Consider the following 17,792-nt stretch of genomic DNA (forward strand, 5'->3'; position numbering starts at 1 on the left):
CCGTACGACCGGACCGCCCTTCCGGACGGCCCCCGGGCCCGTCACCCGCCGGTCACTCCTCGCCGCGCGCCTTGAGTACCACCTTGTTCACGCCCCACAGCCCGATGCCGACGGCGATCAGCACCCCGGCCCGGACGTAGACCTCCGCCGGGCGGTCCGCGAGGGGGCTCGCGAGGATCAGCGCGGTGACGGCGCCGAGCACGGGAAGGGCCGTGGGCGCGCGGAAGTGCCGGTGGTCGACGGGGTCGCGGCGCAGGACGAGGACGGCCACGTTGACCACCGCGAACACACACAGCAGCAGGAACGCGGTCGTGTCGCCGAGGCCCTCGATCTCGCCCGTCGTCACCAGGCCGATCGCGAGCAGCGAGACGAAGACGATGCCGACCACCGGTGTCCGGCGGTGCGGGAGGACCCGGCCCATCGCGCGCGGCAGGATGCGCTCGTTGGCCATGCCGTAACAGAGCCGCGAGGCCATCATGATGTTGATCAGTGCCGAGTTGGTGACCGCGAACAGGGCGATCAGGGCGAAGAGTTTGTGCGGGAAGTCGATGCCGCCCGCCTTCACGACTTCGAGCAGCGGACCGCTCGAACCCTGCAGGACCTTGTAGTCGACGAGCAGCGACGACACCAGCGCCACCAGGACGTAGATCGTGCCCGTCACCGCGACACCGATGAAGATCGCCCTCGGGAACGTACGCGCCGGATCCTTCGTCTCCTCGGCCATGTTCACCGAGTCCTCGAAGCCGACGAACGCGAAGAAGCCGAGCGCCGTCGCGCCGAGCACACCCGTCATCAGGGCGTAGGCCGTGCCGTCGCCCGCCTCGAAGTCCGTGAGCCGGGAGGGTTCGCCGTCCCCGCTCAGGACCGCGTACGCGCCGATCGCGAGGATGATGGCCAGACCTGTCAGCTCGACGAGCGTGAGCACCACGTTCGCCTTCACCGACTCGGCGACCCCGCGCAGGTTCAGTGCCGCGAGCGCGAGGATGAAGACGATCGCGACCAGCGTCGGCGGGAGTGCGTCGTCCGTCAGCTCCCCGAGGTAGTCGCCGCTGAAGGCGAGGGCCGCGGCGCTCGCCGACGACAGGCCGGAGCACATCACCATGAAGGCGATGATGAAGGTCAGGAACGGCGTCCTGAACGCCTTCTGCGTGTAGAGGGCGGCGCCCGCCGCCTTCGGGTACTTGCCGACCAGCTCGACGTACGACGCCGCCGTCAGGATCGCCACGACGAAGCCGATCGCGAACGGCAGCCACAGCGCGCCGCCGACCTTTCCCGCGACCTTGCCGGTGGTGGCGTAGATGCCGGTGCCGAGGATGTCGCCGATCACGAAGAGAATCAGGAGTCTGGGGCCGATCGCGCGGTTCAGCGCGGGTTCGCCGGCGGGTGCTGTCGCGGTGGTGGGCTTGTCGGACGTCGTCACAGGATCATCTCCCCCGAGGGTGTGCCTGGAGAGAGCGTCTGCCCCGCAAGTGCCGTGCGGATGCGGGAGTTGAGGAATTCCAGAGCAAGCGGCTCAGAGGTCGCGCAGGGCGTCCCGGCGTCCGCCGCCCGACTCGGCGACGATCTCCTCCAGGGTCTGCGGCTCCCGCACGGTGGCGAAGGCGACCTCTCCGCCCGCACCCGCCGCGAACCCGTAAATGCCGGGCCGGGCAAGGCTGTTGTACGAGTAGTGGTGCGCGAAGTAGTACGCGCCCGTGTCGAGCACCGCCGCGTAGTCGCCCTGTTCGAGCAGCGGCAGCGGACGGTTCTCGGCGAGCAGGTCGCCCGCGAAGCAGGCCGGGCCCGCGACGTCCTGGCCGACGGGCGGACCGCTCTTGGGCAGCCCCTTCGCGTCGAACGCGGCGATCCGCAGCGGCCAGGAAGCGGGCGCGTACACCGTGCGCGCCGCCACCTGGACGCCCGCGTGCGTCACCGCGATGGGCCGGTCGCCCGCCGTCTTGGTGTACTCGACACGGGCCAGGATCGTGCCGTGCCTGGCGAGCAGCGAGCGGCCGAACTCGGTGACCAGGCCGTAGCGCCCGTCGAGCAGGCCGGGTACGCGGGACTTGAGGCGGCGCGCGTACTGCGCGTGGGTCGGGGTCTCCTCGTCCGACCCGAAGTTGACGGGCAGACCGCCGCCGATGTCGATGGTGTCGATCTGGTGCCGGCCGGCCCGTTCGTTGATCTCCTCCGCCAGCTCGTACGTCGCTGCCACACCCCGCACCATCATTTCGAGGGGCATGCCCTGCGAGCCGGAGTGGGCGTGCAGGCGGGTCAGCCAGGGGCGGTCCAGGTACGCCTGGATGATCCACTCGCGGGCGCCCTCGTCGCGCAGCGCGACGCCGAACTTGGAGGTTGCCGTCGCCGTGGAGAGGGCGCCGATCGACCCGCCGCCGATCTGCGGGTTCACGCGCAGGCCGACGGGGGAGCGGGTGGGGGCCGACCGCGTCATCGCGTCGATGCGGGCGAGCTCCTGCGGGTTGTCCGCGTTCACGGCGATCCCGAGGGCGAGGGCCTCGCGCAGCTCGGCGGGGGTCTTCGCGGGCGAGTCGAGGACGGTGTGCGTGGGCGGCACACCCGCGGCCCGCGCGAGGGCGAGCTCGCCGGGGCTCGCCACCTCGGCGCCGATGCCCGCGTCGCGCAGCAGGCGCAGGACCGGGACCAGGGGCGACGCCTTCACCGCGAAGGCGTGCAGGACGGGGGTGCCGGGCGGGGTGACCGCCTCGAAGGCGGCATGCAGGGAAGCGGCGGCCGTGCGGATCCCGGTGACGTCCAGGAGGCCGGCGATGGGGGACGCGGGGTCGACGAGGCCCTGCTCGACGGCGGCGCGGACGGCCCGGTCGCGGCGGGCGGCGGGGCCCACCGCCTCCGCTCTGTCCGCCTCGGATGCGTGTGCGGTCTCCGTGTCCTGATCGCTCATGCGTTCCAGCCAATCATCCGCGACGCGGTAGCGCTGCCCCGTCAACGTATTGACTAGCTCTATTCAACATCGCAGGATGTGAATAACAAGGTCACAGCAGAGCGTCACCAGCAGACCGACAGCAGAGCTTTTCGCGAGGAGGCATCGCCATGTCAGGACCCCGCCCCGTACGGGCACCGCGCGGTACGGAACTGAGCGCCCTGGGATGGCAGCAGGAAGCCGCCCTCCGCATGCTCCAGAACAACCTCGACCCCGAGGTCGCCGAGCACCCCGACAAGCTCGTCGTCTACGGCGGCACCGGCAAGGCGGCCCGCGACTGGCGCTCCTTCGACGCGATGGTGCGCACGCTGAAGACCCTCAAGCAGGACGAGACGATGCTCGTCCAGTCCGGCCGCCCGGTCGGCGTCATGCAGACCCACGAGTGGGCCCCGCGCGTCCTGATCGCCAACTCGAACCTGGTCGGTGACTGGGCGAACTGGGAGGAGTTCCGGCGCCTTGAGGCCCTCGGCCTCACGATGTACGGCCAGATGACGGCCGGCTCGTGGATCTACATCGGCACGCAGGGCATCCTCCAGGGCACGTACGAGACGTTCGCCGCCGTCGCCGCCAAGAAGTTCAACGGCACGCTCGCCGGGACCATCACCCTCACCGCCGGTCTCGGCGGCATGGGCGGCGCCCAGCCCCTGGCCGTCACGATGAACGACGGCGTCGCGATCTGCGTCGACGTCGACCCGCGCGCCATCGAGCGCCGCATCGAGCACCGCTACCTGGACGTGAAGGCCGACAACCTGGCCCACGCGCTCCAGCTCGCGGTCGAGGCCCGCGACGCCCGCCGCCCGCTCTCCATCGGCCTCCTCGGCAACGCGGCCGAGCTGCTCCCGCAGATGCTCGCCGAGGGCGCCCCGATCGACATCGTGACCGACCAGACCTCGGCCCACGACCCGCTCGCGTACCTCCCCGTCGGCGTCGACTTCGACGACATGCAGACCCTCGCGGCCAAGGACCCGGCGGGCTTCACCACCCGCGCCCGTGAGTCCATGGCGCGCCACGTCGAGGCCATGGTCGGCTTCATGGACGCGGGCGCCGAGGTCTTCGACTACGGCAACTCCATCCGCGGCGAGGCCCAACTCGCGGGCTACGACCGCGCGTTCGCCTTCCCCGGCTTCGTCCCCGCCTACATCCGCCCCCTCTTCTGCGAGGGCAAGGGCCCGTTCCGCTGGGCGGCGCTCTCCGGCGAGGCATCGGACATCCACAAGACCGACAAGGCGCTCCTCGACCTCTTCCCCGGCAACGAGTCCCTGCACCGCTGGATCAAGATGGCCGGCGAGCGCGTGCACTTCCAGGGCCTCCCGGCGCGCATCTGCTGGCTGGGCCAGGGAGAGCGCGACAAGGCGGGCGACATGTTCAACGACATGGTCGCCAACGGCACCCTCGCCGCCCCCCTCGCGATCGGCCGCGACCACCTCGACTGCGGCTCGGTGGCATCGCCGTACCGCGAGACCGAGGCCATGCTCGACGGCTCCGACGCGATCGCCGACTGGCCGCTCCTGAACGCCATGGTGAACGTCGCGTCGGGCGCCTCCTGGGTCTCCATCCACCACGGCGGCGGCGTCGGCATGGGCCGCTCCATCCACGCGGGCCAGGTCTCGGTCGCCGACGGCACCGCCCTTGCGGGCGAGAAGATCCGCCGCGTCCTCACCAATGACCCCGGCATGGGCGTCATCCGGCACGTGGACGCGGGCTACGACATCGCGGAGTCGGTGGCGGACGAGAAGGGCGTACGGATCCCGATGCGCGAGGGTGACCAGGCGTGAGCGACACGTTCCACGCCATGTGGCGTTCGCTGCGGCCCATCGGCCGCAGCGACGCCTCGGGCGGCTACCGCCGCTACGCCTGGACCGGCGCCGACGCCGACTGCCGCGTCTGGTTCCAGGCGCAGGCGGAGGCGCGCGGCCTCGACTACGAGGTCGACCGCAACGGCAACCAGTGGGCCTGGCTCGGCGACCCCGCCCGCGGCGACGCCGTCGTCACCGGCTCGCACCTGGACTCCGTCCCGGACGGCGGCGCCTTCGACGGCCCGCTCGGGGTGGTCTCCTCCTTCGCGGCCCTTGACGAACTCCGCGCACGGAGGGTGTCGTTCAGCCGTCCCCTCGCCATCACCAACTTCGGCGACGAGGAGGGCGCCCGCTTCGGCCTGGCCTGCGTGGGCTCGCGCCTGACCGCCGGGCAGCTCACACGCGAGAAGGCGTACGAGCTTCACGACGCCTCCGGCACGACGCTCCCGCAGGCGATGGAGGCGGCCGGCTACGACCCTTCCGCCATCGGCCCCGACCCCGAACGCCTCTCCCGCATCGGCGCGTTCGTGGAACTGCACGTGGAACAGGGCCGCGCCCTCGACCTCACCGGCGACCCGGTCGGCATCGCGTCCGCGATCTGGCCGCACGGCCGCTGGCGCTTCGACTTCAGGGGCGAGGCCAACCACGCGGGCACCACCCGCCTGGTGGACCGCCGCGACCCGATGCTGTCGTACGCGGAGACGGTCCTGGCGGCGCGCAGGGAAGCCGAACTCGCGGGCGCGGTCGCCACCTTCGGCAAGATCTCGGTCGAACCGAACGGCGTCAACGCGATCCCGTCCCTGGTGCGCGGCTGGCTGGACTCCCGAGCTGCGGACCAGTCCACCCTCGACACGGTCGTGACGGGCATCGAGAAGGCGGCCCGCGAGTACGCGGACCGGCATGGCATCGACCTCGCCGTGGTCCGCGAGTCCTTCACGCCGGTGGTCGAGTTCGAGGACGCCCTGCGGGACGAACTGGGCGCGATCCTGGGCCGGGAGCGGAAGATCCCGGTCCTCGGCACGGGCGCCGGACACGACGCGGGTATTTTGTCCGGATCGATCCCCACCGCCATGCTGTTCGTACGGAACCCCACGGGCATCTCGCACTCCCCGGCCGAGTTCGCCGCCGAGGACGACTGCGTCGCAGGGGTGACCGCACTGGCCGACGTACTGGAAGGGCTCGCGTGCAGGTGACGACGGACACGGCGAAGGCGGACACGTACTGGCTGGAGCACGCCTGGCTCGACACGAATGTCGAGCCTGGGGTGGTGGTGGAGGTGACGGGCGACCGGATCACAGCCGTCCGCAAGGAGGTCGAGACGCCCCCGCCCGGCGCGACGGTGCTGCGCGGCCTCACCCTCCCCGGCCTGGCGAACGCCCACTCGCACGCCTTCCACCGGGCCCTGCGCGGCACGGTCCAGGTCGGATCGGGCACGTTCTGGACATGGCGCGAGGTCATGTACTCGGTGGCGGACCGCCTGACGCCGGAGACGTATCACGCGCTGGCCCGCGCGGTGTACGCGGAGATGGCCCTCGCGGGCATCACCACGGTGGGCGAGTTCCACTACGTGCACCACGCGCCGGGCGGTGCCGCCTACGCCGACCCCAACGCGATGGGCGAGGCGCTCATCGAGGCGGCGGCGGACGCGGGCATCCGCATCACGCTCCTGGACACGGCGTACGTGGCGTCGGGCCTGCTGACGGAGTCACGGGGCGAGCCGCCGAACCGCCACCAGCTCCGCTTCTCGGACGGCACGACGGAGGCATGGGCGGAACGGGCATCGGCCCTGAAGGACCGCGCGCACGCCCGCGTCGGCGCGGCGATCCACTCCGTACGGGCGGTCCCCGCACGGCAGTTGGGGACGGTGGCGGAATGGGCGGCGGCCCGCAAGGCCCCCCTCCACGTACACCTCTCCGAGCAGACGGCGGAGAACGACGCGTGCCGGGCGGTGCACGGCCGTACCCCCACGCAGCTCCTGTCCGACCACGGGGTCCTTGGCCCCCGCACGACGGGCGTGCACAACACGCACCTCACGGACGAGGACATCGCGCTGCTCGGCCGCTCGACGACGGGCACGTGCATGTGCCCCACGACGGAACGGGACCTGGCGGACGGCATCGGCCCGGCGGTCGCCCTCCAGCGCGCGGGCAGCCCCCTCTCCTTGGGCTCCGACAGCCACGCTGTCATCGACATCCTCGAAGAGGCGCGGGCGATGGAACTCAACGAACGGCTGCGCTCGCACACGCGGGGCCACTGGACGGCGGCGGCGCTGCTGCGAGCGGCGACGGCGGAGGGCCACGCGGCCCTTGGCTGGGCGGACGCGGGCGTGATCGAGACGGGCGGCCTGGCCGACTTCGCGACGGTCGCGCTCGACTCGGTCCGCACGGCGGGCCCGGTACCGCGCCTGGCCGCGGAGACGGCGGTGTTCGCGGCGACGGCGGCGGATGTGCGCCACACGGTGGTGGGGGGCCGTCACGTGGTCCGTGACGGAGCGCACGTGTCGGTCCCCGACGTGGCGTCGGCCCTGACGGAGGCGATCGCGGCGCTGAGAGACTGAACCTTTCCCCCACCCCGCCCCTTCCCGTTCCCGTTCCCGTTCCCGTTCCCGTTCCCGAAACCATGGGGCTCCGCCCCCTGGGCCCCCGAGATCGCCCTTCGGGCTCTGTCCTCATTCGCCGGACGGGCTGAATTCAGCCCGTCCGGCGAATGAGGACGAACTCGGCGGAGCCGCCCACCCCCACTCACCCCCCGGAGGCCCCGCATGCCCACCACCCTCATCACCAACATCGCCGGCCTCGTCACCAACGACCCCTCCCAGGGCGACGGCACCCCCTTGGGCCTCCTCACGGACGCAGCCGTGGTCCTCGACGGCGAGACCATCGCCTGGGTGGGCCCAGCCGCCAAGGCCCCGGCGGCGGACGAGACGTACGACGCGAAGGGCCGCGCCGCCATCCCCGGCTTCGTCGACTCCCACAGCCACCTCGTCTTCGCGGGCGACCGCACCCAGGAGTTCAACGCCCGCATGTCGGGCCGCAGTTACTCCGCCGGAGGCATCCGCACCACAGTCGCGGCCACCCGCGCCGCCACGGACGCCGAGCTCGAAGCGAACCTCACGCACTACCTCCGTGAGGCGCTCCGCCAGGGCACGACGACGTTCGAGACGAAGTCGGGCTACGGCCTCAACACCGAGGACGAGGCCCGCGCCCTCCGCATCGCGGCGGCCCACACCGACGAGGTCACCTTCCTCGGCGCCCACATCGTCTCCCCGGACTATGCCGAGGACCCGGCAGCGTACGTGGACCTGGTCACGGGCGAGATGCTGGAGGCCTGCGCCCCCCACGCCCGCTGGATCGACGTCTTCTGTGAGAAGGGCGCCTTCGACGGCGACCAGGCCCGCGCGATCCTGACGGCCGGCAAGGCGAAGGGCCTGCACCCCCGCATCCACGCCAACCAGCTCTCGTACGGCCCCGGCGTCCAGCTCGCCGTGGAGCTGGACGCGGCATCGGCGGACCACTGCACGCACCTCACGGACGCGGACGTCGACGCGCTCGCGAACAGTTCCACGGTGGCGACGCTCCTCCCCGGCGCCGAGTTCTCCACCCGCGCCGAGTGGCCCGACGCCCGCCGCCTCCTGGACGCGGGCGCGACGGTGGCGCTCTCCACGGACTGCAACCCGGGCTCGTCCTTCACGTCGTCGGTCCCGTTCTGCATCGCCCTGGCGGTACGGGACATGGGCATGACCCCCGACGAGGCGATCTGGTCGGCCACAGCGGGCGGCGCGGCAGCCCTGCGCCGCACGGACGTGGGCTTCATCCGCGAGGGCGCCCGCGCCGACCTCGCCCTCCTGGACGCCCCAAGCCACGTACACCTGGCGTACCGCCCGGGCGTACCGCTGGTCTCCGAGGTGTGGCGCCGGGGCGCGAGGGTGGCGTGACGGGGGCGGCCTGACGCCGATTGCAGAAAAGTCCCGCTGGATGGGCGGTATGCCCGTTGTCCAGCGGGACTTTCTTGCAGTACGTCGCTGCTACGCGCCCAGTCGGCCGGAACGGCGGCTGGCCCTGGCGCTCGCCCTGGAGGGCGTGGACTACGGTCCGGCGGTCGTGCACGGCGTGGCGCTGCCCGTGTGAGAGGGGCCGTGCCGAGGGTGCGATCCTGCGTCTCATGAAGACCATCGGCCTCATCGGGGGCATGAGCTGGGAGTCCAGTGCCGAGTACTACCGGCTGCTCAACGAGATGGTGCGGGAGCGGCTCGGGGGGCTGCATTCCGCCCGTTGCGTGCTGTACTCCGTCGACTTCGCCGAGATCGAGCGGCTCCAGGTCGCGGGGGAGTGGGAGCAGGCGGGTGAGGTGCTCGCGGGGGCGGCCAAGGGGGTCGAGGCCGCCGGTGCCGAGCTCGTGCTGATCTGCACCAACACCATGCACAAGGTCGCTGAACAGGTCCAGGAGGCTCTCTCCGTGCCTCTCCTGCACCTCGCGGACGCGACCGCCGACGCGGTGCTGCGGGGCGGTCTGAGGCGCGTGGGGCTGCTCGGGACCGCGTTCACCATGGAGCAGGACTTCTACCGGGAGCGGCTCGCGGCGCGCGGGCTCGACGTGCTGGTGCCGGATGCGGCGGGGCGTGCGCTCGTGCACCGGGTGATCTATGAGGAGTTGTGTCTCGGGGTGGTGTGTGAGGAGTCCCGGGCCGGGTACCAGCGGGTCATCGGAGATCTCGTACGGGAAGGGGCTGAGGGCGTGATTCTGGGATGCACCGAGATCGAGCTGCTCATCGGGCAGGAGCACAGCCCGGTGCCGGTCTTCCCCACGACGAGACTGCATGCGGAGGCGGCCGTGGCGGCGGCGCTGGAGGGGTAGGCGAGGGCAGACAGCAACCCACCCGCCTGCCCCGGACTGCGGGACAAACGGGTGGGTGGGAACGATCCCTCGCGAAGCGGCGGTTCATGCGGCCGGCGAAAACGCCGGGCGGCGAGAACCCTCACTCGTCGACGGTCAATCCCTTGCGGAGCTTGACGAGAGTGCGCGACAGCAGTCGCGAGACGTGCATCTGCGAGATGCCGAGCTCATCGCCTATCTCCGACTGCGTCATGTTGGCGACGAAGCGGAGCGAGAGGATCTTCCGGTCGCGCGGCGGCAGTTCGGCGATCAGCGGCTTCAACGACTCGACGTACTCGATGCCTTCGAGTCCGTGGTCCTCGTAGCCGATCCGGTCCGCCAGCGCACCCTCGGAGTCGTCCTCCTCGGGCTGGGCGTCCAGCGAGCTTGCCGTGTAGGCGTTGGACGCCGCCATGCCCTCGACGACCTCCTCGTTGGAGATGCCCAGGCGCTCGGCGAGCTCGCCCACCGTGGGGGCGCGGTCGAACTGCTGGGCGAGTTCGTCGCCCGCCTTGGCGAGGTCAAGACGGAGTTCCTGCAGGCGGCGCGGGACGCGCACCGACCAACTCGTGTCGCGGAAGAAGCGCTTGATCTCGCCGACGATGGTCGGCATCGCGAAGGTGGGGAACTCGACGCCTCGGCTGAGCTCGAAGCGGTCGATCGCCTTGATCAGGCCGATGGTGCCGACCTGGATGATGTCCTCCATGGGCTCGCTGCGGGAGCGGAACCGGGAGGCGGCGAACTTGACCAGGGCGAGGTTGAGTTCCACGAGGGTGTTGCGGACGTACGCGTACTCGTGCGTACCTTCCTCAAGTGATTCGAGGCGTTCGAAGAGGGTCTTGGACAGAGCCCTCGCATCCAGCGGACCCACCTCGTCGAACGGCGGGATCTCCGGCAGATCGGCAAGCCCTTCCAGGGCTTCCGTCTCCGCCACGGCCGTCGGGGCCGGGAGTTCCTCCGACGCGGATTCCGTGCGGGGACCCGGGATCGCGGTCTCGATACGGTGAGGCGGGATTGTCGACGTCGCTCGGTCAGTGCGCGATTCGTCGAGCCGGGGTGACATGGTGTCCTCCATCGTTCTCGGCATATGGCTGCCGATGCCAATACGTGCACTGCGGTGTGCGGCGCCTCCAAAGCCGTCAGTGTTGATTACTGTCTCTTCTACCCCTACCCGGTTCCACGGGCCGGTCGCAAGTGCGTTGTGCTCTGAAATGTCCGATTTCGGGGGGATGTTCGGGTACCCGAGCGCGTGAGGAAGGCGTAATGTTCAGGGGCGTCATCAACAGCCACGACGGTCGGAAGTGAGTGACGGAATGGACCGCGGGACAGTCGGTAGCGCGCATCGGGGCCGACTTCTGGTCGAAGTCCGGGCCGAGGGCCCGAGCGTCGTCGTGACTCCGGCGGGTGAGTTGGATCACCACACCGCCGATTTGTTGCGTGTGCCACTCGAGGCCTGCCTCGACGACGGCTTCTCGCGCCTTGTCGTCGACTGTTCGCGACTGGAGTTCATGGACTCCACCGGACTCAATGTCCTACTGGGGGCCCGGCTCAAGGCCGAGGCCGCGGGAGGTGGAGTGCATCTGGCAGGGATGCTGCCGGTGGTGGCCCGGGTCTTCGAGATCACCGGTGCCGAGGCCGTCTTTACCGTTCACGAGACGCTCGCGGAGGCGCTGGCCGACTGATCCGGCGGCCTGCTGACGGAGCGTGCCCAAGAGTTACGCGCCAGTTGTCTCTACGTGATCACTGCGTTACCAGCGTCACACGGGTCGCGTCGAAGAAGTGGGTGTTCTCACGGTTCGGCCGGGCAGGAGACACCCTGGATCCGTCGACAGCGGTCCGCCGATCAAACGTTGCCCCCATCGAACGTTGCCAAAATCAACAGCAGGAACGGCCGAGCAGATGATCCCTCTTGGAGGCCCGCTACTTGTCCAGTTCCTTGTCCAGAGTCCTCTTGTCGGTGAGGTGAAGCGCTGATGAGCACCACCCGGCCTTGTTCGCCGGGCGACCGCGGTCCGGAGTCCGAGACCGCCGTCGCGGCCGCTCCCGCGGACCAGGCCGTCTCGGCGGCTGCGGGCCGTCAGGGGCGCCAGGTCCGCAGGCTGAGCCTGAACGGCGCGAGCGGCATCGTTCCCCTCGCCCGGGACTTCGCACGCCAGGCGCTGCAGGCGTGGGGCTGGCTGCCCGCTGCGGGCGCCGATCAGCGGGCCGCCGCGGAGGACGTCCTCCTCGTGGTGTCCGAGCTGGTGACCAACGCGTGCCTGCACGCCGAGGGCCCCGACGAGCTCTGGATCTCCTCCGACAGCAAGGTGCTGCGGATAGAGGTGTCCGACCGCGGGCCCGGTCAGCCCGCGCCCCGCACGCCGCACCGTGCCGGCCGGCCCGGCGGGCACGGGATGTTCATAGTCCAGCGGCTCTGCCTGGACTGGGGGGTCGTCCGCACCCCGGGGGTGGCGGGCAAGACGGTGTGGGCCGAGCTGAGCGCGCCCGTCTAGGGCCCGCTCAGTTCCCCCTTGGGTTACCCACGGTTCGCATGCGCGCCGGATCACTAGAGATCCGGCGCGTTCTTTGTCTTCCCTCGGCAGGGCCCCGGGCGTACCTTGAGCGCCCAATCTGATGTGCCGTCAGTAAATCCGCACCGCGGCACGCCACGACCGGCATGAGGGGAACTCGAGGTGTCGTACCAGAAACGCAGGGTCGCGCTCGCGCTTGCCACGGCCTTGGCCGGCGGCTCGGCGGTGCTGATGGCCGCCCCCGCCGCGCAGGCCGAGGTCCAGGACGTCAACTACCAGTGCAAGACGCCCATCGGCAACAAAGGCGCGGTATCGCCGATCGATATCAAGAGCGTCAAGAGCGGCAGCGGCTACAAACTCACCATGTCCTTCCAGAAGGGCGTCTCCTCCAGCCCCGTGGAACTGGGCAAGGGCGCGATGAAGCCGAGCGCGCTCATCAAGCTGGGCGGGGCGGAGAGCGGCACGGTGCCGGTCTCCGGGGCGCCCAACGACAAGGCGATCCCCGCCAACACCCCCATCAAGATCAGTGACCTGTCGGGGACGTACACGCCCAAGAAGAGCGGCAAGGTCACCTTCACCGCCGGTGTCCTGACCATCAAGGCGCTCGGCACGACGACGACGTGCACGCCGTCCAACAGCCCCAAGCCCTCGCTCTCCCTCGACGTCAAGGGCTCGGGCGGCGGCACCACGGGCGGTACCACCGGCGGATCCGGCGGATCCGGTGACGACACGGGCTCCGGCGGCTCGGCGAGCGCACCCTCCGGCGGCGAAGAGCTCCCGCAGACCGGACCCGCGGACTCCGCCATCGCGCTCGGCACCCTCGGCGGCACGGTGCTGCTCGCGGGCGCGGCGGGCGCGCTCTGGCTGACCCGCAGGAACCAGGCGGCCCGGTCGCGCTAGGCGCGGTGCGCGGTGTGCGGCGTCGTGGGGACGCGGCGACCGCGCCCCTGACCGTCCGCGCCCTCCGCGCCCGCGTACGACGTGTTCAGCGCGCGTACGACGCGTACAAAGCGTACGAAGATCCAGGAGCCGCCGATGCCGTCGCTGCTGTCCGTTGCCCGTGCCCTCACCGTGGCCCTGGCCTTTCTGGTGACGGGCGCGGCACCGGCGCCTCCGGTGTTCGCCGACGACTCCGGAGCGTGGTCGGTCGCGCCCTCCGCAGGAGGAGGGACCCGGCCGGCGAAGGACGGGCGGCCCTACTTCTACGTGGAGGGCACGCCCGGCTCCGTCCTGGAGGACACGCTCACGGTCACCAATCCGGGGCCGAAGCCGCGCACGGTGGAGCTGAGCGGCGCGGACGCGGACAACACACGGGGCGGCGCGTTCTCGCTGGAGCGGGGCAGGCCCAAGGACACCGGCTCCTGGATCACGTTCGCCGAGCGCGAGGTGAAGGTGCCGCCGCGCACCCGCGCCGAGGTGCCGTTCAGCGTGAGCGTCCCCGAGAGCGCGGTGCCGGGCGACCACCCCGGGGCGATCGTCGCGCGGGAGGGCGGCCGTGACGCCGGGGTCCGCGTGCATCTGCGGGTGAGCGGTCCGACGCTGTCCGCGCTCACGGTCGAGCGCGTGCGGGCCGGGGACGGGCGCATCTCGTACGACGTCGTCAACCGCGGCAACACGGTCCTGACCCCCAGGCTCGGGGTGCACGCCGAGGGGGTGCTCGGACCGCTCCTCGACCGGCGGCCCCGCACGCTTCCGGTGGAGCTGCTGCCCGGCCGCAGGGTCAGCCTGACGGAACCGTGGAAGGACGCCCCCGCGTTCGACTCCGTCGAGGTCACGCTCACGGTGACGGCGGCGGGCGGAGCCCACGACAAGGCGACGGCGTCGGCCCGCTTCGTGCCGTGGGGAGCGGTGGCGGGGGTGGCCGCCGGGGTCCTCGGCCTGGTGGCGGCAGGCGTCTGGTTTCTGCGCGGACGGTCCGCGCAAAGACGCGAGGGGACGGCGACGACCGGGGACGGGCCACCGGACGAACCTGAACAGGGCGGTACGGAGCCGGAGTTGGCGGGAGTGGGGACGGCAGAGGGAGAGCAGCTGTGAACGGCAACCCGTTGTGGGCAGTCAAGCGGTGCATCGCCGCAACCGCCGTGCTGGCGGCACTGGCCTTCCTGCTGCTCCCGGCGGCGGGAGCCACCGCCGCCGAGAAACCGTCCGTCACCCTCTCCAAGTCCCAGGCGGGCAAGGGCGGTGACATCACCGTCAAGGGCAAGGGCTGGCGCCCGAAGGCCCTCCTGATGATGCTGGTCTGCGGCCAGTCGACCCCGGCCGCTGGCGTGCCCGGCGGCACGAACTCGTGCGCCAACGACATGGGCCGCGCCGTCACCACGGACGACAAGGGGACGTTCAGCAAGAAGCTCCCGGTGGCCGAGCCGCCCAAGCCCTGCCCCTGTGTGGTCCACGTGGCCACGGTCACGGGGGAGAAGGCGCAGGCGGACGCCGTCTTCAAGGTCGCGGGGCATCCCGTCAGGCCCCTGCCCGAGCAGGAGGGCGGCGGGAAGCTCTCCGTCCTCACCGACACACAGCTCGACGGCTCCAGCGGCGTCCTGACCTGGTTCGGTGCCCCGCCGTCCCGCACGTTCGTCTTCACCGTGGGCAACGTCGGCTCGGCCCCGGTCAAGGACCCCGTCTTCCAAGTGGGCACCTCCCACGGCGTGTTCGCCCCGCAGTGGGAGGAACAGCAGTGGCGCGGCACGATCGCCCCGGGCAAGAAGGCCCAGATCAAGCTCCCGGTCGAGCTCTCGGCCGGTGCGCACGGCAGCTATCTCGTCTCGCTGAAGTTCGGCGGCAAGGTCCTCGCCGAGCAGCCCTGGGACGTCGGCAGGCCGTGGGGCGTCACCGTCTTCTGGATCCTGCTCTGCGTCGTCGTGCCCGCAGCCGTCTTCCGCATCGGCATGGCGGTGGTGGACAGGCTCCGCCCGGGCCGCCGCCGGGGTGGCCGCGGCTCCCGCCCCGCCGGGCGCCATCGCACCGGCAGGATCGCCGAACTCACCGACCGGCTGCCGAAGTTGAGGCTGCCCCAAGGGGCGGTCGCGGCGGACGAGGCGGCCCGTGCGCCCCGTACGAAGCCGACCCGCGAGACCGGCAGGTCCGGCAAGTCCGCCACAGGTACAGGCACAGGCGCGAACACGGGCATCCTCCCGTGGTTCACCCCTGACACAGACCCCGGCACCGGGACCGCACCCGCCGCCGGACAGCTCTCCGCACCGTCAGAGAACAGCCCGACGACGAAGGGAAACACGTGATCAGCACACGACGGAGAGCGGGCGCGGCCTCGGTCTCGCTGCTGCTCGGCGGGGCGGGGATCCTGCTGGGCGCGAGTCCCGCGCAGGCGGCCGAGGTGGCGTACAAGACGGAGTGCATCCCGCCGCCGATATCGGGTCTTCCGGCGGTGCAGGGCACCACGAAGGTGGAGATCACCGCGCCGGCCACCGCGAAGGTGGGCGACGAGGTCGATGTCGTATGGAAGACCACCGAGGCCGCGTCCAAGAACCCGGACATCCTCGACCTGGACAAGGACACGGTGAAGCCGACCGGCACCATCAAGCTGGGCGGCGGCCAGACCGGTGACCTGGCGGTGGCGGGCGAGCGGGTCAATCCGCCGATCAAGAAGAACAGCCCGATGATCCTGTCCGACATGAAGGGCAAGCTGAAGCTGACGAAGGCGGGCGACATCACGCTCACCCCGGACGCGTACAACATCAACGTCAGCAAGCCGATGTCGACCGACACGAAGTGCACGCCCAAGGAGCAGGTGAAGGCGGGCGCGACCATCAAGGTGACGGACGGCGCGGGGAGTTCGGGTGGCACGACGTCCGGCACGACGTCGGGCACCACGTCCGGTACGACATCGGGCACCACGTCCGGCAACACGAACTCGGGCGGCAACACGGCCGGGAGTACGGGCGGCGACTCGTCCGGCGGCGCCACCGGTGGTGACGACGGCGGCAAGACCGACTTCCCCGGCAAGGAGGTCCAGACCCCCTACAAGTGCAAGACGCCCATCGGCGACAAGGACGCCACGTCCCCCGTGCAGATCAACGCCAAGAAGGACGGCGGGAATTACGCCCTCACGGTGAAGTTCAAGAAGTCCGTCATGGACAGCCCCGCCGACATCCCCGCGGACTCCGTGAAGCCGTCGATGGCGGTCAAGCTGGGCGGCGCGGACAAGGGCACGGTGACAGTGGAGGGCCCCACCAACAAGGAGCCCATCAAGTCCGGCGACCCGATGACCATCCCTGACCTGACCGGCACGTACAAGCCGGGCGCCGACGGCAAGTCGACGCTCTCGCCCGGCGTTCTCACGGTCAAGGCGCTCGGTACGACGACGACCTGCACCCCGTCCAAGTCCGAGGTGTCCCTGGAGATCGACACGGCGGCGCAGCCGGGTGGCGCGGCCGGCGGTTCGGGGTCGGCCGGTGGCTCCGGGTCGGCGGGCGGTTCCACCACCGGCGGCGGTGGTGCGACCGGCGGCGGTCTCGCGGAGACCGGAGCCGACGACAACGGAGCGTTGCGGGCGCTGGGCCTGGTCGCGGGCACGGTGATTCTGCTGGGCGGCGCGGTCTTCACCTTCCTCCCGAGGCGAAGGAGCGGCCTCCGCTAAGGCGCCCGAAGGGGCGCGGGGAACTGCGCGACCAGCCGTCGACGGCCCGCAGTGGCCAACTCCAGACGTCGCAGACGCGTCTGCCTGCCGGCGTTCACTGCACGGGTGCGGGTCACGCCGTGGTTGCTCGCGCAGTTCCCCGCGCCCCTGACGGGGCGCTCCCTGAGGCCGCTCAGACGTGTTTCCGGAGCCACCCCAGGACGGCCCGGGCCACGGCGGGGTCTTTCAGGAGTACGCCCCCGTGCGCGGAGCCCGGCTCGATGCGGACCGTTACGTCCCGGCGGCCCGCCTGCGACTGCGCGTGCGCGAGGTCCGTGGAGTGGGCGACCGGCACGAAGTCCGCCGCCGAGTGCGTGAGGTACAGGGGCGCGTCGTCCTTGCCGGAGGCGTGCGACTTGGCCACCAGGTCGACCCACTTCTTCCAGCACGGCCCGACGGCACGGTCCGGCGTGCACCCCGCGAGCAGCTCCGCCGCCCCCCGCAGTTTGCGCTGTGCCCCGGAGGCGGCCCGCATCCCGCCGTCCTTCCAGGCACGGTAGGGCGAGGCGACCGGCGAGAGCGCCACCACCCCGCGCACCCGCTTGCGTCCCGCGCCGTAGGTCGCGGCGCTGACGGCGAGATGCCCGCCCGCGGAGGACCCGAGCACCACGGGGGTGCCGCCGCCGCGCCGCTTCACCCACCGCAGGGCCGCGAGCACGTCGTCGCGCTGCGCGGGCCACGCGGCGTCGGAGGCGAGCCGGTAGTCGGTGTCGTAGACGGTGAACCCGCGCGCCGCGAACCACCGGGCCCGCGCGCTCCAGTCGGTGTCCCGCACCCAGGAACCGCCGTGCAGGATCATCAGGGCGGGGCGGCCGGACCGGTCGCCGTACACGGTGATGTGCTGGCGCGCGTGACCCCCGTAGGAGAAGGTCCGGCCCGGCAATGGCTTGGGTGCGGCCTCGACGGCGGCACTGGACGACAGCAACGCCACGCACAGGGCGAGGACCGGCAACGTACGACGCATGGCCAGATGCTCCACCGCCCGGCCCCGCCACCGGCACGGAAACGTTCCGCGTCACCGCCACGGGTTAGCGAACGATCTC

17 protein-coding genes are annotated in these 17,792 nt (G+C 71.3%); 12 read left to right on the plus strand and 5 right to left on the minus strand.

Annotated elements, in window-relative coordinates; all coding sequences use genetic code 11:
- Nucleotides 1-52: 52 nt before the first annotated feature.
- Both OG302_RS25040 and OG302_RS25045 read right to left on the minus strand, forming a co-directional pair.
- The gene (locus OG302_RS25040) at nucleotides 53-1,420 is read right to left on the minus strand and encodes an APC family permease (RefSeq protein WP_371528826.1); all 1,368 of its coding nucleotides are present in this window, start codon (nucleotides 1,418-1,420) and stop codon (nucleotides 53-55) included.
- Nucleotides 1,421-1,513: 93 nt separating this feature from the next.
- Nucleotides 1,514-2,899, minus strand: coding sequence for a diaminopimelate decarboxylase (locus OG302_RS25045; RefSeq protein WP_371528827.1), 1,386 nt, complete (start codon nucleotides 2,897-2,899; stop codon nucleotides 1,514-1,516).
- 149 nt (nucleotides 2,900-3,048) lie between these two features.
- Here OG302_RS25045 and hutU point away from each other — a divergent pair, with 149 nt between their 5' ends.
- From hutU to OG302_RS25075, 6 genes are all read left to right on the plus strand, one after another.
- Complete coding sequence (gene hutU / locus OG302_RS25050; protein WP_371528828.1) at nucleotides 3,049-4,713, plus strand: urocanate hydratase; 1,665 nt, start codon at nucleotides 3,049-3,051, stop codon at nucleotides 4,711-4,713.
- Nucleotides 4,714-4,730: 17 nt separating this feature from the next.
- Nucleotides 4,731-5,927: an allantoate amidohydrolase gene (locus tag OG302_RS25055; protein ID WP_371750222.1), complete on the plus strand. Its 1,197-nt coding sequence runs from the start codon at nucleotides 4,731-4,733 to the stop codon at nucleotides 5,925-5,927.
- Entirely contained in the window at nucleotides 5,918-7,291 is a 1,374-nt protein-coding gene (locus OG302_RS25060) for a formimidoylglutamate deiminase (protein ID WP_371528829.1), read from the plus strand. Before OG302_RS25055 ends, OG302_RS25060 begins: the two co-directional genes overlap by 10 nt.
- Before the next feature lie 204 nt (nucleotides 7,292-7,495).
- A complete protein-coding gene (gene hutI / locus OG302_RS25065) occupies nucleotides 7,496-8,668 on the plus strand; it encodes an imidazolonepropionase (RefSeq protein WP_371528830.1) in 1,173 nt (390 codons plus the stop codon).
- Between the two features lie 49 nt (nucleotides 8,669-8,717).
- Complete coding sequence (locus OG302_RS25070) at nucleotides 8,718-8,861, plus strand: hypothetical protein (RefSeq protein ID WP_371528831.1); 144 nt, start codon at nucleotides 8,718-8,720, stop codon at nucleotides 8,859-8,861.
- Nucleotides 8,862-8,895: 34 nt separating this feature from the next.
- Entirely contained in the window at nucleotides 8,896-9,588 is a 693-nt protein-coding gene (locus OG302_RS25075) for an aspartate/glutamate racemase family protein (protein ID WP_361832665.1), read from the plus strand.
- 121 nt (nucleotides 9,589-9,709) lie between these two features.
- Here the strand turns inward: OG302_RS25075 and OG302_RS25080 are convergent, their stop codons facing one another.
- Entirely contained in the window at nucleotides 9,710-10,681 is a 972-nt protein-coding gene (locus OG302_RS25080; RefSeq protein ID WP_361832667.1) for an RNA polymerase sigma factor SigF, read from the minus strand.
- Between the two features lie 238 nt (nucleotides 10,682-10,919).
- On the opposite strand from OG302_RS25080, the gene OG302_RS25085 reads away from it, so the two are divergent.
- From OG302_RS25085 to OG302_RS25095, 3 genes are all read left to right on the plus strand, one after another.
- Nucleotides 10,920-11,288 (plus strand): STAS domain-containing protein, encoded by a 369-nt coding sequence (locus OG302_RS25085; RefSeq protein WP_371528832.1) that lies wholly within the window; start codon nucleotides 10,920-10,922, stop codon nucleotides 11,286-11,288.
- Between the two features lie 291 nt (nucleotides 11,289-11,579).
- Nucleotides 11,580-12,098, plus strand: a complete 519-nt coding sequence (locus OG302_RS25090) for an ATP-binding protein (RefSeq protein WP_371528833.1) — start codon at nucleotides 11,580-11,582, stop codon at nucleotides 12,096-12,098.
- Between the two features lie 180 nt (nucleotides 12,099-12,278).
- A complete protein-coding gene (locus OG302_RS25095) occupies nucleotides 12,279-13,016 on the plus strand; it encodes an LPXTG cell wall anchor domain-containing protein (protein WP_371528834.1) in 738 nt (245 codons plus the stop codon).
- Here OG302_RS25095 and OG302_RS25100 read toward each other — a convergent pair.
- Nucleotides 13,013-13,186 (minus strand): hypothetical protein, encoded by a 174-nt coding sequence (locus OG302_RS25100; RefSeq protein WP_371528835.1) that lies wholly within the window; start codon nucleotides 13,184-13,186, stop codon nucleotides 13,013-13,015. The genes OG302_RS25095 and OG302_RS25100 overlap by 4 nt on opposite strands.
- Between OG302_RS25100 and OG302_RS25105 the strand changes: the two genes are divergently transcribed.
- From OG302_RS25105 to OG302_RS25115, 3 genes are read left to right on the plus strand one after another with little or no spacing between them, the layout of a single operon-like run.
- The gene (locus OG302_RS25105) at nucleotides 13,152-14,150 is read left to right on the plus strand and encodes a hypothetical protein (protein WP_371528836.1); all 999 of its coding nucleotides are present in this window, start codon (nucleotides 13,152-13,154) and stop codon (nucleotides 14,148-14,150) included. The genes OG302_RS25100 and OG302_RS25105 overlap by 35 nt on opposite strands.
- Entirely contained in the window at nucleotides 14,147-15,352 is a 1,206-nt protein-coding gene (locus OG302_RS25110) for a hypothetical protein (protein ID WP_371528837.1), read from the plus strand. Before OG302_RS25105 ends, OG302_RS25110 begins: the two co-directional genes overlap by 4 nt.
- On the plus strand, nucleotides 15,352-16,710 hold the full coding sequence (locus OG302_RS25115; RefSeq protein ID WP_371750223.1) for a hypothetical protein: 1,359 nt from the start codon (nucleotides 15,352-15,354) through the stop codon (nucleotides 16,708-16,710). Before OG302_RS25110 ends, OG302_RS25115 begins: the two co-directional genes overlap by 1 nt.
- Before the next feature lie 172 nt (nucleotides 16,711-16,882).
- On the opposite strand, the gene OG302_RS25120 is transcribed toward OG302_RS25115, so the two are convergent.
- Nucleotides 16,883-17,713 carry an alpha/beta hydrolase gene (locus OG302_RS25120; RefSeq protein WP_371528838.1) on the minus strand — a complete coding sequence of 277 codons (831 nt, stop codon included), beginning with the start codon at nucleotides 17,711-17,713 and terminating at the stop codon, nucleotides 16,883-16,885.
- Between the last annotated feature and the right edge of the window lie 79 nt (nucleotides 17,714-17,792).

This window comes from Streptomyces sp. NBC_01283 (assembly GCF_041435335.1).
Taxonomy (GTDB): Bacteria; Actinomycetota; Actinomycetes; order Streptomycetales; family Streptomycetaceae; genus Streptomyces.